At 65.1% G+C, this 23,906-nt stretch carries 19 protein-coding genes; 17 read left to right on the forward strand and 2 right to left on the reverse strand.

What is annotated here, in order from left to right:
- The 11 genes from H5T73_10535 to H5T73_10585 all read left to right on the forward strand — a co-directional run.
- The coding region (locus tag H5T73_10535; GenBank protein ID MBC7248196.1) for a transposase at positions 1-142 on the forward strand (142 nt) is incomplete at its 5' end.
- A 172-nt stretch (positions 143-314) separates the two neighbouring features.
- Positions 315-1,982 carry a hypothetical protein gene (locus H5T73_10540; GenBank protein ID MBC7248197.1) on the forward strand — a complete coding sequence of 556 codons (1,668 nt, stop codon included), beginning with the start codon at positions 315-317 and terminating at the stop codon, positions 1,980-1,982.
- 102 nt (positions 1,983-2,084) lie between these two features.
- Positions 2,085-3,506, forward strand: coding sequence for an aromatic ring hydroxylase (locus H5T73_10545; GenBank protein ID MBC7248198.1), 1,422 nt, complete (start codon positions 2,085-2,087; stop codon positions 3,504-3,506).
- 358 nt (positions 3,507-3,864) lie between these two features.
- Positions 3,865-4,014, forward strand: coding sequence for a hypothetical protein (locus H5T73_10550; protein MBC7248199.1), 150 nt, complete (start codon positions 3,865-3,867; stop codon positions 4,012-4,014).
- A 187-nt stretch (positions 4,015-4,201) separates the two neighbouring features.
- Positions 4,202-4,993: an ABC transporter ATP-binding protein gene (locus H5T73_10555; protein MBC7248200.1), complete on the forward strand. Its 792-nt coding sequence runs from the start codon at positions 4,202-4,204 to the stop codon at positions 4,991-4,993.
- Positions 4,990-6,216 (forward strand): SufD family Fe-S cluster assembly protein, encoded by a 1,227-nt coding sequence (locus H5T73_10560; protein ID MBC7248201.1) that lies wholly within the window; start codon positions 4,990-4,992, stop codon positions 6,214-6,216. Before H5T73_10555 ends, H5T73_10560 begins: the two co-directional genes overlap by 4 nt.
- Positions 6,217-7,074: 858 nt before the next feature.
- Positions 7,075-7,500 carry a DUF4878 domain-containing protein gene (locus H5T73_10565; GenBank protein ID MBC7248202.1) on the forward strand — a complete coding sequence of 142 codons (426 nt, stop codon included), beginning with the start codon at positions 7,075-7,077 and terminating at the stop codon, positions 7,498-7,500.
- Positions 7,501-7,836: 336 nt separating this feature from the next.
- On the forward strand, positions 7,837-8,277 hold the full coding sequence (locus H5T73_10570) for a hypothetical protein (GenBank protein MBC7248203.1): 441 nt from the start codon (positions 7,837-7,839) through the stop codon (positions 8,275-8,277).
- 63 nt (positions 8,278-8,340) lie between these two features.
- A complete protein-coding gene (locus H5T73_10575; GenBank protein MBC7248204.1) occupies positions 8,341-9,900 on the forward strand; it encodes a polysaccharide biosynthesis tyrosine autokinase in 1,560 nt (519 codons plus the stop codon).
- 636 nt (positions 9,901-10,536) lie between these two features.
- Positions 10,537-11,292, forward strand: a complete 756-nt coding sequence (locus H5T73_10580) for a hypothetical protein (protein MBC7248205.1) — start codon at positions 10,537-10,539, stop codon at positions 11,290-11,292.
- 108 nt (positions 11,293-11,400) lie between these two features.
- The gene (locus H5T73_10585) at positions 11,401-13,953 is read left to right on the forward strand and encodes a hypothetical protein (protein MBC7248206.1); all 2,553 of its coding nucleotides are present in this window, start codon (positions 11,401-11,403) and stop codon (positions 13,951-13,953) included.
- Positions 13,954-14,107: 154 nt separating this feature from the next.
- Here H5T73_10585 and H5T73_10590 read toward each other — a convergent pair whose 3' ends face one another.
- Entirely contained in the window at positions 14,108-15,286 is a 1,179-nt protein-coding gene (locus tag H5T73_10590) for a nucleotidyltransferase family protein (GenBank protein ID MBC7248207.1), read from the reverse strand.
- A gap of 573 nt (positions 15,287-15,859) precedes the next feature.
- Here H5T73_10590 and H5T73_10595 point away from each other — a divergent pair.
- The 6 genes from H5T73_10595 (at position 15,860) to H5T73_10620 (ending at position 21,935) form a co-directional block, all read left to right on the forward strand.
- Positions 15,860-16,273, forward strand: a complete 414-nt coding sequence (locus H5T73_10595) for a lasso peptide biosynthesis B2 protein (GenBank protein MBC7248208.1) — start codon at positions 15,860-15,862, stop codon at positions 16,271-16,273.
- The gene (locus tag H5T73_10600) at positions 16,257-16,574 is read left to right on the forward strand and encodes a PqqD family protein (protein ID MBC7248209.1); all 318 of its coding nucleotides are present in this window, start codon (positions 16,257-16,259) and stop codon (positions 16,572-16,574) included. The genes H5T73_10595 and H5T73_10600 overlap by 17 nt, the downstream gene beginning before the upstream one ends.
- On the forward strand, positions 16,555-17,433 hold the full coding sequence (locus tag H5T73_10605; protein ID MBC7248210.1) for a hypothetical protein: 879 nt from the start codon (positions 16,555-16,557) through the stop codon (positions 17,431-17,433). Before H5T73_10600 ends, H5T73_10605 begins: the two co-directional genes overlap by 20 nt.
- Positions 17,434-17,677: 244 nt before the next feature.
- Positions 17,678-18,802, forward strand: coding sequence for a radical SAM protein (locus tag H5T73_10610; GenBank protein ID MBC7248211.1), 1,125 nt, complete (start codon positions 17,678-17,680; stop codon positions 18,800-18,802).
- A gap of 375 nt (positions 18,803-19,177) precedes the next feature.
- Positions 19,178-20,500 carry a hypothetical protein gene (locus H5T73_10615; GenBank protein ID MBC7248212.1) on the forward strand — a complete coding sequence of 441 codons (1,323 nt, stop codon included), beginning with the start codon at positions 19,178-19,180 and terminating at the stop codon, positions 20,498-20,500.
- Between the two features lie 547 nt (positions 20,501-21,047).
- Positions 21,048-21,935 carry a hypothetical protein gene (locus H5T73_10620; protein MBC7248213.1) on the forward strand — a complete coding sequence of 296 codons (888 nt, stop codon included), beginning with the start codon at positions 21,048-21,050 and terminating at the stop codon, positions 21,933-21,935.
- 247 nt (positions 21,936-22,182) lie between these two features.
- On the opposite strand, the gene H5T73_10625 is transcribed toward H5T73_10620, so the two are convergent.
- Positions 22,183-23,793: a polysaccharide biosynthesis tyrosine autokinase gene (locus tag H5T73_10625; protein ID MBC7248214.1), complete on the reverse strand. Its 1,611-nt coding sequence runs from the start codon at positions 23,791-23,793 to the stop codon at positions 22,183-22,185.
- Positions 23,794-23,906 lie beyond the last annotated feature (113 nt).

Here is a 23,906-nt window from a genome sequence, read left to right on the forward strand (position 1 = left end):
GCTCAACGAGATCCTTTGCAGATGGAATTACGTGTACAATTACGTGAGACCACACCAGAGCCTGGGTTATCTCACCCCCATGGAGTTCCTGAAGGCGTGGATGGAGGAGAGCAAGGATAGGGATGATGTGTTCACCATGTAGTGAACCAGCACAGGGACTTGCGCGAGAGGCCGGTTCTCGCGCAATATGTATGCGACGCTGTCGATGCCTTTGCGATAAACCGGCTGCATGCTGTGGGCTCGCGTCCACCGGCGCGCAATCATGATGTTGCTGCGTGAAGCCGGGCATGACATGAAAGAGTACGGGGATGGGGATGAAAATGGCGGGGGAAAAAGCGCAGATGGCGCTGCGCATGGTCGTCACGACCGCGTTGATGGCCATCTTGGCGACGGTGGGTTGCGGCGGAGGGAAGCCGGTTCTCACGGAGACCATGTACTGCGGCGAGCCCTCGGCTCTTATCTATGATGCCGGCCTGGTGAGCGTAAGCGCGAACGGCGATCCCCTCCTGGAGCTCGCGGAGCTGCCCGATGCGTACTGGACGGCCACCTACAAGGATCCCCGCTACCTCGCCGGCCCCGAGTACCACGTGCTCGACTTCTGCCCCGATGGGAATATCGTGGTGGTGGGCGATTGCGCGCACTTCTCCGACTGGTCCTCCGAGGTGATAGTGGGGAAGTATGACGGCAACGGAGCGCCGCTTCCCGGCTGGCCCAAGTTCTACAAGGGTCCGCAGCGGTCCTGGAACGAGGGGCAGGACGTCACGGTGGATGACGCGGGGAATATCATTGTCACGGGATATGCCGTCCTGTGGAGGCTCGACGCGGAGGGAAACGTGCTCCCCGGCTGGCCCCAGTACTTCATGGGGGACAGCTCCATCAGCACGGCCGTGATCCTCGATACCGCGGGCGACATAATAGCCTGCGGGACCACCGCCTGGGAGGGGGGCCAGAGGTTCGTATTGAAGAAATACAGGGCGGACGGGAGCGTCGTCGAGGGCTGGCCGAAGAGCTACGGGATCGACGGCAGCGAGGAGAATTTCGCCTACGATCTCCTGCAGGATACCGACGGGAACCTGGTGGTATGCGGCTATACCCAGACGGCGGGCGTCCGGGCCGCGTTGCTGTACAAGCTGGACGCCGGGGGGAATGTCCTGCCCGGGTGGCCGAAGACCTGGAGTTCGGGATCCGGGGGCTACGACGAGTATTTCAAGGTCGCGCAGGATTCCAACGGCAACTATTGCCTGGTGGGAATAACCGGCGCCAGCGAAAGCTCCGGGAGACTGCTGGTCACGCGGTACAGCGCGGGGGGCGAGCAGTTGACCGACTCGGGCTGGCCCCAGGTCTATGATCACAACGGGTTGCGCGATGCCAGCCCACCCGACGCCTGGGGAGGCGGCGTGGACAGACTGGGAAACATCGCCGCCGCGGCTACCTGCCAATCGGACACCAATATAAGCACGGTGAAATACACGGACAAGGCGGCCATGGCAAGCGGCTTCCCCAAGGTGATGCAGCACCCCGGCTATTACGAGGTGACGCGCTCCTGCAGTGTTGACGAACAGGGCAATATCTATACCGTGGGATACTGGGAGGTCGACGACGGCAGCCACGCCGACTACACCACCTTCATTGTGAAGTACCCGCCGGGCAGGTATTCCGACACCCGTCCTTCCGCCGTCTTCAAGGAGGGAATCTGCTACACGGGCCTGGCAGGCTTCAGCGAGACGCTGGGACCGGAGAATCAAGGAAGCGTGCTTTACCAGCTCTCGCCGGATAGAGAAAACTGGTACTATAACGATGGCTCGGAATGGAGGATGGCTACGACGAGCCGTGAGGCAAACACCGCGGAGGAGATAAACGCCTCCATCGTTGATTACGCGGAAAAGATCGGGCCCGGAACGCTCTACCTGAGGGTATTCCTGGTAAGCGACGGCACGCAGAGGGTTCAGCTCGAGTCGATAACCGTAAGCTATAAGAGTTAGCGACGAGGTTGCTACACCCACGGGGAGGGTATCCCCCGTCACGGGAGGGTTTATAGTAATAGGGTAGTATTTAAACCGAGTATTTGGGAGGGGATGGCCATGATACGCAACGGCGCCGAATACCGCGAGAGCCTCAAGTCCATGAAACCCAACATCTACATGGGCGGGGAGATCCTTGGACGCGACAACCTTCCTGGGACGGAGATCCTGGAGCTCACCTGCGAGCTGGCCCACAACAAGGACCTGCAGCACCTGACCACCGCCAAGTCCCACCTCACCGGGGAGACCATCAACAGGTTTTGTCACATCCACCAGAGCCAGGAAGACCTGCTCATAAAGCAGGAGATGACCAGGGTGGCGTCCCGCATGGTAGGGGGCTGTATCGCCCGCTGCATGGGCATCGACGCCATGAACGCCCTCTCGGTGATCACCTACCAGTGCGACCAGGTCCACGGTACCGAGTACCACCAGCGCTGGCTGGAGTACCTCAAGTACTGGCAGGAGAACGACATCGTGGGCTGCTGCGCGCAGTCCGACGTCAAGGGCCACCGCAAGCGCCGCCCCCACGAGCAGACCGACCCCGATCTTTACCTGCGGGTGGTGGAGAAGAAGAAGGATGGAATCGTGGTGCGGGGCGCCAAGGCCCACAACTCCTTCGCTCCCCTGGCCCACGAGATAATCGCCATCCCCACCCGTTTCCTGACACCGGAGGAAGGACCCTGGGCGGTGGCCATCGCCGTCCCGGGAGACCATCCCGGCGTGAAGCTGGTCTGCCGCGGCGCCCGTTACCGGGACCGCGTCCCCTCCGTGGCCTCGCCGCTTTCCGGCAAGGGGGAGATCGAGTCCCTCACCATCTTCGACGACGTCTTCGTGCCCTGGGAGAGGGTCTTCCTCTGCGGGGAGACGGAGTTCGGCGGCCAGCTCGCCCTGCTCTTCAGCCTCTACCACCGCCATTCCTACACCGGGTGTAAGCCGGCCATGTCCGACGTGATCATGGGATCCACCGCCCTGGTTGCGGAATACAACGGCATCGAGAGGGAAGGCCACATAAGGCATGCCCTGGCGGAGCTCATATGCGTGGCCGAGCTGGTGTACGGGTGCGGCATCGCCGCGGCGGTGAAGTCGAGCAAAGCTCCCTCCGGCACCCAGATACCGGACGTCGTCTTCTGCAACGTGGCCCGCAAGCACGCCGGCGTGAACCTCTACCACGAGTACGACATCCTGGCGGAGGTGGCGGGCGGGCTCCCGGCCACCCTGCCCTACAGCGAGGAGTTCGAAAGCCCCGAGGTGGGGGAGCTGGTTAAGAAATACCTGGCGCGCAAGGACGGGGTGAGCCCGGAGAACATGTACAAGTGCTTCGCCTGGATAAGCGACCTTTCCTGCTCCTCCATGGCCGGCGTCATGCAGTACGCCGGGGTGCACGGCGGCGGTTCCCCCATCATGGAAGATATTGCCATTCTGGGCACCTACGACATCGAGGAGAAGAAGAACATCGCCAAGTTCCTGGCCGGCATACAGGATTAAGCGAAGACTTCATCTCAGCGCTGTCCTTTCTCGCGCAGCCCCGGGCGCCGGCCCCCGGGGCTTTTTACGCCTCCGCTCTTTGTCGCGAGGTGGCAGGCCCGGGGTGCGAGGATAACCGGTGATCGTCCATGGCGGCGGCCACGGCACGGCGACGGGCGTGGCTCGCGGAAAAAGCGCCTTACCGGTCATGAAGGCCATTCATCACCGCGTTCCCGCTCGCGTTTCCTTTCGTCTGTCGTGATGCGAAAAAACATCCCCTCGCAAACTCGCCGCAGCGGTCGCTGCGGAAAAAAGGACTTTCGGCGCGACCGTGGAAGAAAGTAAACGAGGCAGGCCCGAAGGGAGGGAGAGGCCGAGATTGTGTAATATCCAGCCGCACAAGAAGTGCAGCGAGTGCCCTTTCGTGACCTGTGATCATCATCCGCAGTTCTACCTCGCCCTGCAGTGCATCCAGCGCTGGTACGAGCTACACGAGTTCTACGGGATGGGGCCTTCCGGCTGCCGTTAGCCGGGCGGCAAGCCCCCGGGAACCCGCGAGGCAGACGGTTGCAGGACGGCGCTACCCAAGTTTTCTTCTGCAGCGAGGCCTTGTGCCTGGTAAACTCACACGGCTAAAAACCGCAGGACGGCGAGTCCATGGTTCTCACTAGGGCGGTTTGCGGGTAATCCCCTTGCGGAAAGGGTAGAATCTTATCATGAGCATCGTGCAGAAAGGGGAAGAAGGAGGTGGCGCCTTGCGTGAAAGCGGCGATGAGCGGGAGACAGCCCTGCGGGTTGAGGGCCTGAGCGTGGAGGTGGACGGCAGGGAGATCCTGCATGACGTCAACCTGTCCGTCAGGTGCGGCGAGACCCACGTCCTCTTCGGTCCCAACGGGTCCGGGAAGACCACGCTGCTCATGGCCCTCATGGGCTTTCCGCGTTACCGGGTCACCGCTGGACGCGTCTTCTTCGAGGAAGAGGACATAACCGGCCTTCCGCCGTACGAGAGGGCCAGGCGCGGCTTCGGTATCATGTTCCAGCGGCCGCCGACGGTCAGGGGGGTGACGCTCGAACAGATGGTCGGCCTCTGCGCGGGCGACGGCGTGGACGTGGAGGCCCTGGCCGGGGACATGAACCTGGAGGAGTTCCTCGCCCGGGACGTCAACCACGGTTTCTCGGGGGGAGAGATCAAGCGCTCGGAGCTCCTGCAGCTCCTGGCGCAGAACCCGCGCATCATCCTCCTGGACGAACCGGAATCGGGGGTGGATATGGAGAACCTCCAGCTGGTGGGGAAGGCCATCCGCAAGCTGCTCCAGAAGGATCTGCGGCGCCGCAGGACCAAGTGCGGCCTCATCATCACCCACACCGGGTATATCCTGGACTACGTGGAGGCGGACGTGGGGCACGTCCTCTGCGACGGCACCATCGTCTGCTCGGGGAACCCCCGGGAGCAGCTGGAAGGAATTAGAAAGTTCGGTTTCGAGGAGTGTGCCAGATGCACGCGATGAAGGGGTTAAGGGAAGAGCTCAGGGAGAGGGCAAAGGCGGCCGCGGGTAAGCGGGCCGCCTACGGGAGCGACCTGGACCTCCGCGCTTTCGTGGACGAGGCGTCGGAGGCCTGCTACGTGGACTCCCTGGAGGAGCTGGAGGAACTGAGCGCCGAGGAGCTTGCCCGCGCCGGCGTGGAGAAGAGCGGGCGCGAGAGGTCGGGCTCCTTCGTGCAGATCGACGGGACGGTGGTGCACCGCAAGGCCATGGAGAAGGGGCTGGAGATCCTGAGCACGCAGGAGGCCCTGGGAAAATATGACTGGCTGTGGGATTACTACTGGAAGGCGGTTGCGGTGGACGCCGACAAGTACACCGCGGCGGTGGAGCTCTCTCCCTGCGAGGGTTACTTCATGCGCGCACTGCCCGGCTCGCGCACCATATATCCCCTGCAGGCGTGCCTCTACATCCGCGAGCCGCGCTTCGTGCAGAGGGTGCACAACATCGTCATCGCCGAGGAGGGCTCGGAGCTGCATATCATCACCGGCTGCGCCAGCAGGCACGAGATCGAGGCGGGACTGCACCTCGGCGTCTCCGAGTTCTACGTGAAGAAGAACGCCAGGGTGACCTTCACCATGGTGCACAACTGGGCGGAGGGGATGGACGTCAGGCCGCGCAGCGGGGTGGTGGTAGAGGAGGGAGGGCTCTTCATGTCCAACTACGTGGTCATGGAGCCGGTACGCACCCTGCAGCTCTATCCCACCGCGAGGCTGGTGGGCGAGGGAGCGGTGGCGCGTTTCCACTCCATCCTGGTCGCCCAGCCCGGCAGCGAGCTGGACGTAGGCTCGCGGGTCATCCTCTCCGCCCCCCGTTGTAACGCGGAGATAATCTCCCGCGCCATCACCAGGGGCGGCTACATCGCGGCGCGTGGGCACATCCGCGGCGAGGTGGGGGGAGTGAAGGCACACCTGGAATGCCGCGGGCTCATCCTCGACGAAGGCGGGGTGATACACGCCGTGCCCGAGCTGGAGGGGCTTGCGCCGGACGTGGACATGTCCCACGAGGCGGCGGTGGGAAAGATCGCCCAGGAAGAGGTGGAATATCTCATGGCCCGCGGCTTGAGCGAGGAGGAGGCGACCTCCACCATCGTGCGCGGCTTCCTCAACGTGAAGATCGAGGGCCTGCCTCCCCTGCTCGAGAGGGAGATGCGGCGCATGATGGAGCTCTCCGAGCAGAAGGCCCTGTAGACATAAACGGGGTCGAGGCTCGTCTCGTGCGTGGTTGGGTGTGTGTTGGGAGGCCGGGCCGTGGGCTCATGCGCGCTCCACAACGTGCGTATTTCCTTCTTCCGGCGGCCGGGCCGCCGGGTAACGGTCTCGCTCGCAGGCTCGCTGCGACCGACCCTGTAGTTCCCGGCCTCGGTGTGTGTTGGGAGGCCGGGCCGTGGGCTCATGCGCGCTCCACAACGTGCGTATTTCCTTCTTCCGGCGGCCGGGCCGCCGGGTAACGGTCTCGCTCGCAGGCTCGCTGCGACCGACCCGGTCGTTCCCGGCCTTGGTGTGTGTTGGGAGGCCGGGCCGTGAGCTCATGCGCGCTCCACAACGTGCGTATTTCCTTCTTCCGGCGGCCGGGCCGCCGGGTAACGGTCTCGCTCGCAGGCTCGCTGCGACCGACCCGGTCGTTCCCCGGGCAAGTTGTGTGCGGGTAAGAAGGCCGGGCCGGGGGATCGTGCTCGCTCCACGACGCGCGGCCTCGCGATGGTTCTCATCTTCACGCAAAGGCTCCATCCATGCAAGGGTTTACCACCTACCTTCCTTGTCCAGAGGCCGCTTGCGATGTCGCTCGCCCGACCCCCGGACCCGGCCTGCCGAACGCGGAGACAGCATGCGTGTAAAAATCTGATAAAAAGGGTGCCATGTTACGACGATTGATAACTACTGTAAATAAATGTAAAATGTAGTTAAGTTAAGGTGAGAGGCGGCGTGACCGAAAATGGAAGGGATGCGTAAGGTCGCGCTGATTTTCGGAAGGGAGCTGGGAAGAACGGGATCATTCTTCCATGTGCCGGATGGCTGGAGGAGAGCAATATACGGGAGGTGGGGAGATTGAGGTCAAGGCTCATGGTGATGTTGTGCTTCACATTAACGGGTCTATTCCTTGCCGGCTTTGTCCTGGTGGGGGTTTCCGGGTGCGGAGGTGGCGGTGAGGAGAAGGGCGATGAGTACCAGAAGGGCTACGAGGACGGCGTGAGGGCCGAGCGGGCGAAATGGAGCGATGCCAAGCTGCAGCTTGCCAGGACGATGATCGAGGAGCAGGAAGCGAGCCAGGAGACCCTGCAGAGGCTCCTCAAGGGGGAGATCACCGAGATCAAGGTGGGCGAGATAACCGTTTCCGGAAGCGCGGCGAAGGTCAACATCCAGGCGGTCTTCACCGATGGGACGGTGATCAACGGTTTCGTGGACCTCGTGCAGCTGGACAACAAGTGGTATATGCAGAAGGTGACGGCGGAGAGGGGAAGCACCCCGAGTTGACGGGAAAGGCCTTCATCGACTCCAGCGGTTCCCCTGCCCTTGTCCTTGCGCGCGTTAAGCGGCGCTCTCAGGAAATGGGTACCGAAAGGCGATGGCGTGACCCCGGTGAGGCTCCTCACGGAGGGCAGGGGATGAGACAGAAGCGGAACGGCCGAAAGGCCCCAGCAAGGCCATGACGCCGGGGAGGCGGGTACGAGGGAGCCGTGGGACAGGCAAAGCGGCGCAAAGAGGTCGATGCGGGAAGGGTGTGAAGAGGTCGACGCGAAGAGCGTGCAAAGAGGTAGACGTGAAGAGGGCGCAAGAGAGAGGCGCATGAAAGGGATGGAGAGAGCCGGGATGAGAGCCACCCGGGAAAGCCGCGGAGAGCGGCTTCTCCCACCAGCCGCACTCGCGGCCTCTGTGCTGGCGCTTCTCCTGCTGTTTGCCTGCTTTGCCTTTGCCGGTTGCTGGCTGCGGGACGACAGGATGGAGGAAGAGTTCCGCAAGGGATACCAGGCGGGGCAGGCGGCTGCCGAGGCGGCTTCCCTCGAGAGCCGGAACGGCATGGAAGGAGAAGAGGCACAGGCGCTCCTCTCCCAGATAGGAGAGGGCAAGGGATCGAACCTCGAGTTCCGGGAGTACTCCCTCCAGGAGGACAGGTGCCAGGTCTACGGGCTGCTGCACCTGGCCGACGGGAGCGCCCTCGACGTCTACCTGGTGCTGGAGAAAAAGGACGGGATTTGGAAGATAGTGGAATTAAGGAACCTGGGCCAGGGGAACGGCGCCGGGGCCCAGTGAGACGGGAGAGCATGAGCCGGGTGAGCTCGGCAGAGGGAAGAGGCAGGAAACGGGGCGTGTCGGTTGGAGCTTAGGGACTACATCCAGGTCATCAAGCGCAGGAGGTGGTGGATCGTGGCTGCCGTGCTCCTGGTGACGGCGGCTGCGCTCCTCTACTCGTTCCTCCTGCAGAGCAGGCTTTACCAGGCCTCCTCGTGGGTGGTGGTCAAGGAGAAGCCCCTGGAGAGCTCCGTCCTGGAGCAGACCATAAGCGAGCTCAGCTCGCAGCCGGAGAGGTCCCTGCAGACCCACGTGGAGCTCCTCAGGACCAAGGAGATGGCCAAGAAGGTCGTCGAGGCCCTGCAGATGGAAATGGGCACCTCCGAGCTCATGGAGAAGATCGACGTACAGCCGGTGAGCAACACCAACATCATCGAGATAAAGGCCACCGACCGCTACCCGGAGAGGGCCCGGGACATCGCCAACATCTACGCCCGGGTCTACCAGGAATGGAGGCGCTCGGAGAACGTGCGCGAGATATCCAAGGCCCGCAGCGAGGTATGGTCGGTGCTGCAGTCGACCAAGGACGAGGCCATCGACCTCTCGCGCCAGATCGAGCAGCGTTTCGGTAACCAGCCCATCCCGGAGGAGCTGAAGGTGGAGCAGCAGATAGCCTACAACTACTACGTGGACCTGCAGCGTATTTACCGGGAGCTTTCCATCTCCGAGGACCTCATGTCCGGGGGCCTGGAGGTCATCGCGGACGAGGACGTCCCCGGGTCGCCGGTGAGCCCGCGCCCGGTGCGCAACGGGGTGCTGGCCTTCTTCCTGGGGTCCATCCTGGGGCTGGGGCTCGCCTTCCTCGTCGATTACCTCGACGACACCATCGAGTCCCGCGAGGAGGTGACCAGGCTCTACGAGATACCGGTGCTGGGAGAGATCCCGCGCTACCGGGAGCTGGAAAACCAGCAGCGCCGCTCCTCACTGGTTATGGTGACCGAGCCCAAGTCGCCCATCGCGGAGGCCTTTCGCGCCCTGCGCACCAACATCCAGTACGTGAATTACGAGAGGAAGCTGAAGACGCTGGCGGTGACAAGCGCCGGCCCCTCGGAGGGGAAGACCTTCGTGGTGGCGAACCTGGCGGTGTCGCTGGCCGAGGCCGGCCACCGCGTGCTGGTCATCTGCTCCGACATGCGCCGCCCCGCCATCCACGAGTTCTTCCACCTCCGCAACCAGGAGGGGCTTTCCACGGTGCTCGTGGGCGGCAAGACCCTCGAGGAATGCATAAAGGATGCCGGGAAGAGGAACCTGCGCGTCCTCACCTCGGGACCGCTGCCCCCCAACCCATCCGAACTCGTCGGCTCCCGCCGCATGAACGAGGTGCTGGCCAGGTCCAAGGCCCTGGCCGACCTGGTGCTCATCGACACTCCGCCCACCCTTGCGGTGTCGGACACGGCCGTCCTCGCCCCCCGCGCGGACGGCGTGCTGATAGTTGTGGGCCTTGGGACAGCAAAGCGGGATGACGCGCGCAAGGCAAGGGACCTGCTCCTCCAGGTGAACAGCAACCTGGTGGGCGCGGTACTCAACAACGTGGAAGAGGCGTGGAGCTACGGCTATTACCATTACTACCACCCCCAGACATAACGCAACACCTCACAGACGTAAGAACATGGTCCCCAGATCGAACATTTGGGAGATCGCTCCTTTCATCCTGTCGAATTTGCTTGTTTTGTCAGGATGAAAGGGCGGTCCCCCGACCTTTTCAACCCGGGAATCGCCTCCAGAAACGATACGGCATCCACCTCGGTGTCGGCCCTTGTTCGTTGCCTCTGGCGACACCCCGGTGCCTGACCTCCTGTTGGCCTCAGGGCGGGATTGTTTCGTCGGCGCTTCGCGCCTCCTCGCAGTGACATTCCCAAGACGCGCCTCCTCGCAATGACAGGGGCCCGGAAACGTCATCGCGAGGGATTCCCGGAAACGTCATCGCGAGGGACCCCCTGAAACGTCATCGCAAGGGACCCCCGGAAACGTCATCGCGAGGAGCGGAGCGACGAAGCGATCTCACACGTATTGCATCACCTCGTGCACATACCGAGACCCTTTCATGTCGGCCTTAACATGTGGAGCCCAGGATATGTTCAAGGGCATAGAAGCTCATGGCGTGAATGACGAATGTCGATATATTTCATTATGATGAACTGATGGTTGTGTTATATTGCGCTCGAGGACTCTTTTATCACGGGAGTGCCGGAGATGTGGCGTAAGACATTTATTGTCGGATTGGTGATCCTGGTCCTGGGAGGCGGCGTAGCCGCGGCCGCCTGGAGGTTCGTCGGCGGGGGCGACCGGTCAGCCGTCGAGGAAGTGCGGGAGGAAGGTGGCAGTTTCCAGGAGGAGCTGCAGGAAACGACGGCGGCACAGGAGGGGACCACGGCGGAAGGTGAGGATGCCGGCACGCAGGAATATTCCGGAGCCGGCGCCGCTTCGCCGGGCGTCACCAGCGGCGAGGACTTTTCCTACACCTCGCCCGAGCAGAGATACGTGACGGAGACCCAGAGGCACCAGAACTTCTTCCGCGCCGTGGCCGAGGGGAGGGTGCGCCGCCTGGACGTGGTGAGCACGGATGTCCGCCCGGTAGGCGACCCAGACACATCATACGTCTACTTCACCCTGACCACCACGGACGGGGGCACGAGCAACGGCACCATGGTCATGAAATACGAGGGCGGCATGTGGAGGATCGCCGCCATCGGCCAGTTGCAGGGGAGCCTGGGAGGGGGGACCAACTACAAGGTCCCGGCGAGCTTCGAGTCGGACCTGGCGAGAGAGGTCGCCGAGCTGCAGCCATTCCTCACCAAGGTAGCCGAGGGGAGGCTGGATTACATGGCGGTCTTTTCCGCTTCTCGCCCCTCGGAGAACGAGGCGGTCCTGAACGGGGAAGTGGCCGGGGTGGGCGGCAGGGTGGTCCCGGCCGAGATGCGCCTGCGGTGCGATTACGGCATATGGCATCTCACCTACGTGACCAACCCCCCTTGATGGCAGAGGTTCGCTAGAGGGACATATGAGGATTACCGGATGGTGGGCGCAGAGATGCCGCAGGTAGCAGATCCCAGGAAAGGAAAGAACCACCGTATCCCTCTCGCCTTGCTCCTGACGGTTGCGATGCTGGCATTCCCCACAGCCCCGCTCCTGCCCCCCGCGGGTCGCGCGCTTGCCGCCGCGACGGCGGAGGCGGCGAGAGACTCGGAACTCCCCCACGACCCCCTGGGAAGGTTGCCTTCCACCCCGGAAGAAGCCCACGCACGTCTCCGGGGCCGTGGTTTCGACTGGCCTGGGGTGGATGGCGGGGAGGGCGCTTTGCGGACGTACGGCGGCATGGCCGCAAGCGACAATGGCGGTGCCGCCAATGACGCAGGTGACGCCAGCGACGGCGAAGATGCCTTCCACGCGGCGAGCGTGCAGTCCGGGATCTTCGTCTCCCTCCCCTTCGAGACGGTGGAGGGAAAGATAACGCACGCGGGCGGCGGCGTGAGGGTGGAGCGCATCCGCGGCTCCGACACCCGGACCATAGACGACACCGCCAACGCGCAGGGATGGTTCTCGGTCGATTTCACCTCCATAGGCCAGGACATCCAGTCCGGGGACACGGTCAGGGTCACGGACCTCTCGGATTCGCAGACCGCGACGGTGGACTGCACCCTCACCGCGACCGTGAACGTCTCGGCGGAAACCGTTTCCGGAAGCGCCGCTTCAGGCAACCGGGTGGACGTGTACCTGAAGACGCCCTCCACCTATTACGGGGACATGCCGCCGGGCGCGGCGCATCGCCAGGTCTCGGCGGGCGGCGGCGTCTACAGCGCCGCCTTCGCAGGCACCAACATCCGCGACGGAGATGCCGCCTACGTCTACTCCACCGACGCCTCCGGCCATGTGGTGATGGAAATCGCCAGGACCGGAAGCACCCTGGTGGTCTATCCCCAGTACGACGAGGTGATGGGGTTCCACCAGCCCGGCGTCTCGGTCACGGTGGCGGTGGGCAGCGATTCGCGCACGGTGGGCAGCAGTGCAGCAGGGTTTTTCGACGCCGTTTTCACCACACATGACATCGTTCCCACGGATGTGGTCTCCGCGAACCTGGGCGGCGCGCACAGCATCACCGTTGCGGATGTTTCCGCCACCGCGGACCCCCTCACCGACCTTGTGCAGGGTAACGCGCCACCCAACCGCCCCATCCGCATAACCCTTAACACCTACCGGCAGCCTCTCATGGTGGAGACCGCCAGCGGCCCGGACGGCTCCTTCTCCTATGATTTCACTGGGAAATACACCGTCTCGGGCATCGAGGTGTTCAACGTGGCCTGGTACGACGACGACGGTGACTGCGTGGTCTACGAGTTCCAGACCTACAGCTGGTTCCTGCCCGAGGGTTACACGGGGCGCGGCTTCGACGAGTGGGTGCTGATCATGAACCCTAGCCAGGATGCAGCCTGGGTGAGGGTGCTTTTCCAGACCCTGGTAGGGCAGGTGGAGGGCCCCCTAATCCACGCCATGCCGCTGACCCGCGTCACGGTGCACGTGAACGACTGGGTCCCCGGCCACCACGTCGCGACCATGGTCACCGCCATCGACAGCGGGGAGATCATGGCCGAGCGCGCCATGTACATCAACGCCCCCTCGGAGGGGAGGTGGGGCTCCCACGACTCCATCGGCATCGTCACCCCCAGCCCGACCTGGTACCTTCCGGAAGGGGCCACCTATCCCGGCTTCGACGAGTGGGTGGTATTGCAGAACCCCAACGACGCGCAGGTGCTGGTGAAGGTGCAGTTCCTCGCGAAAGGCGGCGTGGCCAAGGAGCTGTACGTGAGCATCGAGAAGCGCAGCCGCTTCACCATCCACGCCAACGACCACGTCCCCAACGCGGAGTTCGCCACCCGCGTGGAGTGCCTCACGTCCGTGGGCGGGGAACCCCTGCCAGTCTTCTGCGAGCGCCCCATGTACATAAGCACCAGGGACGGCAGGCGGGGTGCCACCTGCTCTATCGGCTCGTCCACGCCGGCTCCGGAGTGGTACCTCCCCGAGGGCACCACGCGGCCCGGCTTCGACGAGTGGGTGACGGTGATGAACCCCAACAGCGTGGGCATCAACGTGCGGGCGGCCTTCCACACTCCCGCGGGAGTGGCGGGGAGCGTCACTTTCTACATGGTTCCCCATTCCAGGGGGACCGTCCACGTCAACGACCACGTCCCCAACCAGGACGTAGCGACGATGGTGACGTGCCTGGAAGGGTATGGCATTCTGGCAGAACGGCCCATGTACATAAACACCAGGGACGGCAAACGGGGCGCCCACGACTCCATAGGCGCCTTTGCCACCGCCGCCCGCTGGTACCTCCCCGAGGGCACCACCCGCCCCGGGTTCGACGAGTGGGTGGTGGTGCAGAACCCCAATGACGCGCCCGCCCAGGTGAGGGTCACCCTCCTGGGCCCGCGGGGGCCGGTGGCCCAGGCGACCTTCACCATGGGCCCTCGCAGCAGGGCGAGCGTGCACGCGAACGAGATGGTGGCGAACACGGACGTGTCCGCCCTGGTGGAGTCGGTGGGGGCAGTGCCGGTGGGGATACTGGCCGAGCGCGCCATGTACATGTGGGCGGCGGACAAGCAGGGCGCGCACTGTTCCATCGGCATCTCCCCCCTCTAGAGACATCACCCGGTGCAAGGCGTTGCGCGGCCGGGCCGCCGGGTAAAATTCTCGCTCGCAGGATCGCTGCGACCGACCCGATCGTTCCCGGCCTTGGTCGGGCGCATAACCGCATGGAAGGGAACCGCCCGGTATGGCTGGTCCGGTATGGACATCAGGCGGGGCGTCGGCCGCGCATGAGGTGATGAGGGATGTGCAGGAGGCCGCGCAGGCGCTCTGGCGGAGTATCGGCGAGGAGGAAGAAGATGAGGTTGGGGAGGGAGAAGGAACGCGCGCGGTGGGAGGGAAGGTGGCCGAGCGGGAGGGTGCGCAGGAAGCGCCGCATGAGTGGATAGGAGGGAAGGACGGACGCGGGGGCGTGGTCGGGGACGCGGCGCGCGCTGTCGAGCTCCCGCAGGTACCATAGGCCCGGCCCCACGTAACTCGCGACCATCCAGTCACGGCAGCAGCGGACGAGCTCTTCCCAGCTCGGCTGTGATTTCCCAATGATTTCCAGGACATCGCGGAACTTGACGAGGCGCGCGAAGCGGTGGTTCACCGCCAGGTCGAGCAGGGTGGTGGCCACGAGGTGCTCCGGCCGCAGGGCCCAGACGGGCAAACCGTCAAGGGTTTCGGGGAATGCGTCCCTCCAGAGGTCCGCAGCTCGGAAGCGCGTGCGCCTTTCGTACTCAGCCGGCCAGTGCATTCCCACGTGCACGTCCAGCTCCACCACGGTCTCGCCGTCCTCCAGGGCGAGGAAATAGACGGTGTGGGCGGGAGCGGGGACGAAGGACGGCCTTTCCGGCCGGGGGCGGAAACCCATGGACGAGAGGGCGCGGTCGAGGTCCCCCAGGGCCTCCTCCTCCACCAGGATGTCGAGGTCCCGGAAACCCCGCGCGCTCTTGCGCTCGTAGTAGCGCGCGGAGAGGTAATAACCCTTGAGGGGGACGACGCGCAGGCCAGCGCAGGCCAGGGCGGACAGGGTCTTCGCGGCGACGTGATGTATGAGGGTGGCGCGCACCGTCTCGCGCGCATGCGCGGACCTCCATGCCTCCATGACGGGTCGCGGGAGGGAGAGGTCCACTCCGAGTGACGCGCAGTCCTCGCATACCAGGTGCAAAAGCGGCTCGAGTTCATGGTAGGAGGCGTTCTCTTCCAGCGCCTCCACCTCCACCCGGGATATACCGCGGCTTATCTCATGCAGGCTTCCGGCATCGTCCTCGTTCCCGAAGCGGTAGGCGAGCGCCGCGAGCAGAAAGACGTCGCCCGCGCCGCCGCGCGGAGCGGCTGAACGGCGCGTTCCTCGGGGCGCGGCGGCCCCGTTCCCGGTCATCCAGGCTGGGGACCCCGCCATCGCAAACCCCCCCTCTCCTCTTCCCGGGATGAGCGCCCGGTCCATGGCGTTATGGTCGGAAAGGAAGAAAACGGGCCGCAAACCTTCCTGTCCTGCCCCCTCTCCCCGTCTGCGCATGAGTGCCCCCGCGGGCCGGGCCCTCTTGCCGTTCGCCCCCCGGGCCTTTCCTCCGGGCCGGTCGCCGCCCGTTCCGCGTTGTCGCCGCGCCGGTGCCGGACGCGGAATCGCGCTCCCCCTTCCTCCTCACCCGGCTCCCGTTCCGGGTTCTCACTTCCCCCGCGCTTTCCCGAGGCGGGAGCTCCCGTTCCGGGACTCTCGGTGCCGTCCCTCCGCGCCGCGGTCCTCCCTTCCGGGGTCCGGGATAAGGGGGATTTCAGGCGCTTCCTGTATTCTACTTTCCTACATTCTACAGGTTGCCCGCTCCCACATGTAACACCGCCTCGCGTTCACCGCACGCCGCGCGGCTGTGCGCGATCAACGCGACTACCGCACGCCGCGCGGCGTTGCGACGGCGCAAGGCGGACCTGCCGTGACTTGCTATATACTGTTGCCATGGAGAGAGGACACCGTTTCATGCATCCCTGGAAGATAAAGGCAGTAAGGCTGGCGGAGGAGCTCAGGCTGAGCGCGCTCGCTGCCGCGGCTTTGCCGCGGGCGGTCCTTTTCCCGGGGAGGGAGCTGAAGAGGCTGCAATGGCTACCGGTAAGGGCAGGGAAGGGGAGGGGCGCGGGCGAGGAGACGGTGCTGCGCTGCGCAGGCAGGTGGTTCGCCCTCCTCGACCGCATGCGGCTGCGCACCTCCTGCCTGACCCGTTCACTGGTGCTCGCGCGCCTGCTGCGCCGCGAGGGGCACGACGCACGCCTGGTCTTCGGCGTGCGCAGCGACAACGGCCGCAGGGAGGGACACTGCTGGGTCTCCGTCCGGGGCAGGGAGGTCGCCGGGAAGGTCCCTGGCTTCGAGGAGCTGCATTATGACGAGCGAAGGTGAGCGCCCGGGCGCTGCGCCGGGACCCCGCGCGAGGCTGCGGCGCGTGGAAGGCATCGCCTGGCGCGTCATAGAAGGAGAGGCGGTGCTGGTCAACGTGCGCAGGGACGAGGTCCTCCACCTCAATCCCACCGCATCCTTTCTCTGGTCGGGACTGGACGGCGGCAAGACGCTCGCCGTGATCGCCGCGGAGATGGCCGGGGAGTTCGAGGTCACGGAGGAGGAGGCCCTCGCCGATATCCTGGAGTTCGCCGGACTTCTCCTGCAGCAAGGGGTGGCCGAACTTGTCGACCTGGGAGAATAGCTATCTACTGGCAGGATATTCCATAAGAATCCGCTCCACGGCCGGTGACCCCACCGCCTTCCTCCCCGAGACCATGCCGCTCTTCCTCCTTCCCGAGGGGACCGGGATGCCCGACGACCTCGTGCTGCGCCTCGTGAAGGACGAGAGGGCGGAGGGAGACCCCCTGAAGCGCTTCTTCCCGCCCTCCTTCCGCCTGCGTCGTGGCGCGGAAGGGATGCGGTTCGAGCGGGTCGACGGCCACGGGGGACCCCTGGGGGGCATAGAGCACGACATGCACCGCGCCTTCCTGGGCCTCCCGGACCTGGCGCGCGGCTGGCGCCTGCCCGAGGAGGAGGAGGCGGTGCGCGAGACGCTGCAGGTCTTCCTCAAGGGCTGCCTACAGTGGCTCCTTCTGCGGGACGGCGGCACGCTGCTGCACGCCGCCGGGGTGGCACTGCGGGGAAGCGGCCTCGCCTTCGCCGGCCACACCCGTGCGGGCAAGACCACCCTGGCGAGGAACTTCCCCCCCGAGGTGGTGCTGGGCGACGACCTGGTGGCGCTGCGGCGCGAGGGGCGGGGATTCACGCTCTACGGCACGCCGTGGCCGGGACGCGAGGGGGGGAAGGTGGCCTACGGGGGCGTGCCGCTGGCGGCTATCCTGAGCCTGCATCCCGAGCTCCCGCCCGGGCTCCATGCCGTCACTCCCGCCGAGGCGGCGGCCGAGCTCATGGCCAATGCGCCCCGCACCGGGGATCCCCTCGAGGAGAGCAAGCTTCTGGAAATTCTTTCAAGTTTGACCACCGGCATTTCGATATTTAGGTTGAGCGTGAGGCTGGGAGAGGACGTGATGCGATATCTCGAGGATCTCCTCGCTCCCTGAAGACGTTTCCCGCGGACCGAGGGTGTGCGATAAAGGCGCGTCGGCGGGGAAGGGCGTCGGCCGGAAGGCCGGACCCGTGCTGCCGCACGTGGGACCGACGGGACGGCGCCAGGGGCAGGGCGCCAGGGGCAGGGCCCCCCGGGGCGGAGCCTGAAGGAGGGACGGCAGCAGGGAAGGTGAGCAGCGGACGGGAAAGCATGGGGCGGTAAGAGTAAAGGGACGGGAAAGCAGCGGACGGGAGGCGATGAAAGGTTTGGAAACCCTGGGCGACATGGACGCCGAGTTTATCGACAGGATCTTCCGGGCGCACGTGCCCTACTCGGGGAGCCTGGAGCTCACCCACCGCTGCAACCTCGCCTGCCGCCACTGCTACCAGTTCCCAGCGCGCGACGGCGAGCTTGACGGCGGCGCCTGGAAGGACATCCTGCGTCAGCTCGCGCAATGCGGCTGCCTCTTCCTCTCCTTCACGGGAGGGGAGCCCCTGCTGCGGGACGACCTCCTCGCGCTGGTGGCGCATGCGGCCGAGCTGGACTTCGTCGTCACCCTCCAGACCAACGCCACCCTCATGACGAGGGAGCACGTGCGCTTCCTGGCGGATATCCCCAATTTTCGCGCCGACGTGAGCCTGTACGGCGACAATCCCGCGACCCACGACGCCTTCACGGGGGTCGGCGGCTCCTTCGCTTCCACCAGGAGGGCGCTGGAGATGATGCTGGAGGAGGGTATCCCCGTCCTGCTCAAGGTGACCGTCGGCGACTTCAACTTCCACGAGCTCGAGGGTATCGCCGCCCTCGCCGACGCCATGGGCGTCAAGGCGGTCTTCTCGGCCCTCATCTTTCCCCGCAACGACCGCGATACCGCCCCCGCGGCTCTGCGCCTGGACGACTCCCGCCTGGAGGACTTCTTCCGCTTCGAAACCGCGTACATGCTCGACAGGCTGGGGGAGATGCTGGGCACGGAGAGGGAAGCGCTCACCTACGAGGACCTCGCCGCTTACGCGTCCCGCTGCGTGCTCAACCCCGACGAGGCCAGCGGCGGCAGGCGCAGGTACTGCGGGGGCGCGAGCACCGTGTTCGCCGTGAACCCCTACGGTGATGTATATCCTTGTGTCGCTTTCCCCCTTGTGGTAGGTAATCTGCGGGAGGATGATTTCACCTCCCTGTGGAAGAATTCCCCGTTACTTGACAAGTTGCGCGGGGGCGAGGGGATGTTGCCGCCGCCCTGCGGGGGATGTAAACTGCTCCAGGTCTGCTCGCCCTGCATGGCCCTCCACTACCTGGAGGAATGGGAGGGTTCCCACGTGGAAGGCGAGAGATGCCGGCATACGCGGGCACTCATGAGAGCGATAGAGGCATTGCGAAGTGGATGAGCGAACAAAAGCGAGGAAAGAGTACGAAAAACCGCGCATGTCGGTGATGCGCATCAACCGCTTCTTCTTCGGAGGTTGCCAGAACTCCTGGCCCAACTGCTACACCTTCTACATGTTCATTCCCGGCGCGGCTCGCTGCCGTTGAAGCGCGGCGCGGTAGAACCATACAGAAAGCCGGGAAACATACGTTAAGCAGGTAAAATACCGCCTTTCCGTTCGCCGTCCGTGTGTTCCGTTCACGCCCCGGATGCTGCCGTTTCCCAGATTTTTCGCGACTGGAGAAAAAAACCGTCCGTTAATAGAAGCGAGGAGACAAAAACAGCCCGCAAAAGTCCGGTAAGAGAGGAGCAAGAGAAGAAGAAGGACCTGGGACGGGTGAGGAAGATGAAGGGTTACGGGAAGCACCTGGTGGCGAGCGTGACGGTCGTCGCCCTTTTCGCTTTCTGCGCCCTGGCGATGGGGTTCGCGGGGGCTCCCGTGCAGGAAGTGCAGGGAAAGAGCTACGGGGATGCTCCGGGTGCGAAGGGCGTTACAGAGGCGCCCCTTCCGGACAAGGTGACCCTGGCGGGTAGGAATGTGGAGGTCGCGGAAGCCGATGTCGCCGTGGCACCGGCACCGGCGGCGGACGCCGCGTTGACCGCGGCCGCGCGGACGAGGGACACGGCCTCCGCCGTGAAGGGCGAGACGCATGAGGCGCCGCAGGTCGAGGTCGCCGCGCCCGCCGTGCCCGATGCGCCCAGCGTCCAGGTCAACCCGCCCACCGGGCTGACCGCGGCATTCATGCCGAAAACCCCGCCCTACGTCCTGCTGGAGTGGAATGCGAACAACCCGAAGAAGGGCCTCAAGGGGTTCATGGTCTACCGCTCGGTGGTGGGGGAGGATGGAGAGGAGCAGATCTTTGTCCCCGTCGGGGAGACCAAGAAGGATACCTACAACGATAGCCGCATCGAGCCGGGCCTCACCTACCGCTACCGCGTGACGGCGCTCTCCAAGGGCGGCGAGGAGAGCGAGCCCACGGAGCCGGTGGAGGTCGCGACCTACAAGGACGTGCCGCCCATGGCTCCCGAGGGAGTGCTGGCGGGCACCATGGAAACGGGAGTGGGGATCGACTGGTCGCCCAACACAGAGCCCTACCTCCTCGGGTACAACGTTTACAGGCGTAACGCCCTGGGCGGCTACGACAGGCTGACCAGAACCCCCATCACCGCCAATAACTACTACGACAGGACGGGAGTGGCGGGAAGCGTCTACGCGGTGGCCGCGGTCAACGGGTACGGCACCGAGTCGCCGTACGCCGAGGTGACCGCACAGGGGGTGGCGCCGGTGCGCTACGATGACGGCGACCCCAACTCCACCGTCGAGGGGCTCTGGGTTTACGAAGGCCATCCCAGCGCCTCCGGCGGCAAGATAAAGGTGGCGGGTAGCAAGGGTGACAGGTTGCACTTCTCCTTCACCGGACGACAGGTGAAGATGATATCCGCGAAGTACTGGACGTGCGGGGCTGCCAACGTCTACGTCGACGGGAAGCTCGTGGGCACGGTGAACCTCTACAACTACGACCTGGTTTTCGGGAACGTGGTGCTGAACGTGCCCGGCCTGCCGTACGGAAGGCACGTGCTCACGGTGGAGCTGCTCGGCAGCGGCAACCCGGAGGGGAGCTTCAACTTCGTGAACGTGGACGCCTTCGATGTCTGGTAAGGTTTTTCAGGCGGATGGGCCGCGGAGTCCCGGCCCTTGAAAAGGAAGTTTGAGGCAACGGGGAGGCAAAGAAAGGAGCGGCAAAAGGAGCTTACAAAGGGAGGCAAAAACGTTGCCGACAATGGGCCGCCCGTCAGGGCGGCCCAGCCATTGAAAGAACGATGCGGCGCCGGGCGGGGACAGGCGGGACATGACCGGGCGCGTGTCCCGGGCAGGACGGAGCCGGTATAATGCAGGCAGGAACGCCTGTGGAGGTCAGGAACGCCCGTGGAGGTGCGGATGCCGTCGCGGGCCCCCCGCGCGGCGCGGGAGGCACACGAGAAGGGGACGCGTGGCGCGCCGTGGGCAGGAACGGTGCGACGTGCCGGCTCCCGTGTCCCGGAAGCAGGGGCATGGCGGCCGGGAGCGAGGTGACCCGGAGGGACGCGTTCCGTTTGGGAAGGAGGCTCACGAGGACGTGAGGCGGTTCACGGGAAGGCGCAATCCCGCTCGTGGAGCGGGTTCCTTGGGTTCCGCGGGCTCCGCGGGTTCCGCGAGGAGATGGGCAGTGACCGTGTCCGTTCTCCTCGGTCTGCTCCTCCTGGCCTCCTTCGCCTTCTACCTGGCACGGGTGAGCGGCGTGGACGGCGGCCTTGAGGAGAGCGACGGTGGGGAGGGATTCACCTCATGGGCGAACCCCGACCTTCCGCGGCCGACGAACGTGAAGGTGGTGGCGGAGAGGGGGACCACCATCACCTGGGAAGGCCTGGACGACATACGCGTAATCGGCTACAACATCTACCGCTACAAGGGCGCCGGCGACACCGGCTCCAGGATAAACGCCGCCATCGTATCGGACACCGTGTACCACGATGACGAGGGCACCATGTTCGACAGCTACGTCGTGGTCCCCGTGGACACCATGGGCAGGGAAGGAGGGGCGTCCGCGCCCGTGGCGGCCACCGAGAAGCCGCGGTCCATAGCGACCCTCGACCCCGTGCGGGAGCCGGAAAAGCTCACCGACCACACCTTCGAGGGCGGTTCGCAGGGGGAGGAGGAGCAATTACCACGGCAATCCCCGCAGTTGCTGGACTGCACCGCCCCCGGCATGGTCTATTCCGGGGACTGGTACCTGGAGCATTATGACGAGGTGTTCGGGGGCACCCTCATGGTGACGCCCTACGCGGGCGACTACTTCACCTACACCTTCGCGGGAGACGGCGTGACCGTCATCTCCGCCCGCCACTGGAACTACGGCATCATGGAGGTCTACCTGGACGGGGAACTGCGCGCCCAGGTCGATCTCTACTCGGATACCGTGCAAACGGGCCAGAGGGTCTTCACCGCCTCCGGCCTGGGCCCGGGCGCTCACACCATCAAGCTGGTCTGCACCGGCCGCAGCAATCCCTCCGCCTACTTCACCTTCATCGACCTGGAGGCCCTGGAGGTAGAGTAGGCTACGGACAGGTGCCGCAACGGCCGGGCGGCGCGGCCGGTCTTCCGTCGGCCCGCAAACCGTGGAGATGGGAGAGGTGCCGGAGCAAGTCGTTTCCCTCCCCGTGAAAAACGAGCCTTAGATTTCACGGAAGCCGCCATGGGACCGTGGCCGGGGATCAGCCGTGCGTGGCCGGGGATGATCCGTGCGTGGACGCTGACGGCAGCAAGTCCATTGCCCGGGGGAAGAGGTCACGGCATGGGCGCCGTTATTTCGGCGGGTTGTAATAGTAATAGTGGTAGTACCCGTAGCGGGTGGCGGGGGCGATGTTGTTGATGACCAGGCCCAGGATACGCGCCTCCACGCGGCGCAGCAGCTCCGTGGCGCGGCGGGCGCTGTCGCGGGTGGAGCTGCCGTAGCGCGCCACCAGGATCACCCCGTCCACCACGGAAGCCAGGGTCATGGCGTCCGAGGCCACCAGGGCGGGAGGGGAGTCCACCAGCAGGAAGTCCGCGACCTCCCTCAGGCCGGCGAAGACCGCCTTCAGGGCCTCGGAGGCCACCAGCTCCCCGGGGTTGGGCGGCTTGATCCCCGCGGGGAGGACCATGAGGTTGCGGTTTCCGGTCTCCTGCACCGCCTCCGCCAGGGGCATGCCGCCGGCGAGCACGTTGCTCAGGCCGCGCTCCCCGTTTACCTGGAAATACTTGTCAAGCACGGGCTTCCTCAGGTCGGCCTCCACCAGGATGACCCGCTTCCCCAGCTCCGCCAGCGCCGCCCCCAGGTTAACCATCACCGTGGACTTGCCCTCCTCCGGCTCGGCCGAGGTGAAGAGGATGACGTGGCACTTCCCCTGCAGGCCGAGGAACTGCAGGTTGGTGCGCAGGGTGCGGTACCCCTCCACCGCGGGGTGGCGGGGGCGTTCGCTGTAGATGATGTGGTGCGCGGGGAGCTCCTCGGCTGGGATGAAGGGTATCTCGCCTATGATGGGCACCCCGTAGTGCTGCTCGAAGTCCTCCCGGGTGTGCAGGGTGTCGTCGAGGTACTCCACCAGGAAGGCCAGGCCCACCCCCAGGATGAGGCCCAGGAAGAGGGCGAGGATGCCGTTACGCAGCGGGCGGGGGCCGGTCCTGGTGCCCGCGCGGGCTGGCTGGATTATCTCCAGCCCCCGCTGCTCCAGCGACTCGGCGATGCGCAGGGTCATGTACTTCTCGTAGAGGGAGGCCCACAGGCTCACCACGCGCTGCGCCTCCGCCTGGAGCTCGGCGGGCATGTTCCCCGCCGTGTACTGCTTGGCCCTCTCCGCCACCTCGCGGATCTGTTCCTCCACCTCGTTGATGCGGTTCCAGACCTCCTTGCGCGCCTCGCTGATCTGGCGGATGGCGGCGAGCTGGCGGCTGGCGATGTATTCCTCGGCGTAGGCCTGGGCGACGTCCCGCGCCAGCAGGGGGCTGCCGGTGTGCACGAGGATGTCGAAGATGTTGGTGCGCTGCACCTGCTCCACGCTGACCATGGATGCCAGTTCCTGGAAGGAAGGCACCTCCTCCGGGATGTACGCCTCCTCGCCGGCCTCCCGCTCGCGGGCGCGCTGCTCGTAGAGGAGCTTCAGGTGGGATTCCACCGCCTGGGCCATGGTCTCCGTCTTGATGATCTCCGTCTGCGTCTGTATGTAGCGGTCGGGGTCGAAGAGGGCGGAGGTGAAGAAACTCCCGAGCACCGACTCGCTCGCCGAGCTCACCTCGCTCAGGATGCGCACCCGCGACTCGTACACCGGGGACTGCAGGAAGGTGAGGATGAGGGTCACGGCCACGATGACCGCCACCGCACCCAGGATTATCCACCTGCGGTTGACGAGTACGTTCAGGTAGTCCCTGAGCTCCATGCCTTCACCACCCGGCGCGCGTTGCGCCCTCGCATGCCTTCCGGACACCGGCGCGCCTTCGCATCCATGCCTCCTCGCGTATCGCCCTGGCTGGCGCTCGCGGCTCCTTCCGT

It is taken from the genome of Actinomycetota bacterium (genome assembly GCA_014360655.1).
Taxonomy (GTDB): domain Bacteria; phylum Actinomycetota; class Geothermincolia; order Geothermincolales; family RBG-13-55-18; genus JACIXC01.

What these genes read in the sequence shown, in the direction of transcription:
- H5T73_10570 (MBC7248203.1), top strand. Translation starts at nt 7,837, where the DNA reads ATGAGAGCCACCCGGGAAAGCCGCGGAGAGCGGCTTCTCCCACCAGCC.
- H5T73_10590 (MBC7248207.1), bottom strand. Translation starts at nt 15,286, where the DNA reads ATGGCGGGGTCCCCAGCCTGGATGACCGGGAACGGGGCCGCCGCGCCC.
- H5T73_10555 (MBC7248200.1), top strand. Translation starts at nt 4,202, where the DNA reads ATGAGCATCGTGCAGAAAGGGGAAGAAGGAGGTGGCGCCTTGCGTGAA.
- H5T73_10600 (MBC7248209.1), top strand. Translation starts at nt 16,257, where the DNA reads ATGACGAGCGAAGGTGAGCGCCCGGGCGCTGCGCCGGGACCCCGCGCG.
- H5T73_10540 (MBC7248197.1), top strand. Translation starts at nt 315, where the DNA reads ATGAAAATGGCGGGGGAAAAAGCGCAGATGGCGCTGCGCATGGTCGTC.
- H5T73_10625 (MBC7248214.1), bottom strand. Translation starts at nt 23,793, where the DNA reads ATGGAGCTCAGGGACTACCTGAACGTACTCGTCAACCGCAGGTGGATA.
- H5T73_10595 (MBC7248208.1), top strand. Translation starts at nt 15,860, where the DNA reads ATGCATCCCTGGAAGATAAAGGCAGTAAGGCTGGCGGAGGAGCTCAGG.
- H5T73_10610 (MBC7248211.1), top strand. Translation starts at nt 17,678, where the DNA reads ATGAAAGGTTTGGAAACCCTGGGCGACATGGACGCCGAGTTTATCGAC.
- H5T73_10560 (MBC7248201.1), top strand. Translation starts at nt 4,990, where the DNA reads ATGAAGGGGTTAAGGGAAGAGCTCAGGGAGAGGGCAAAGGCGGCCGCG.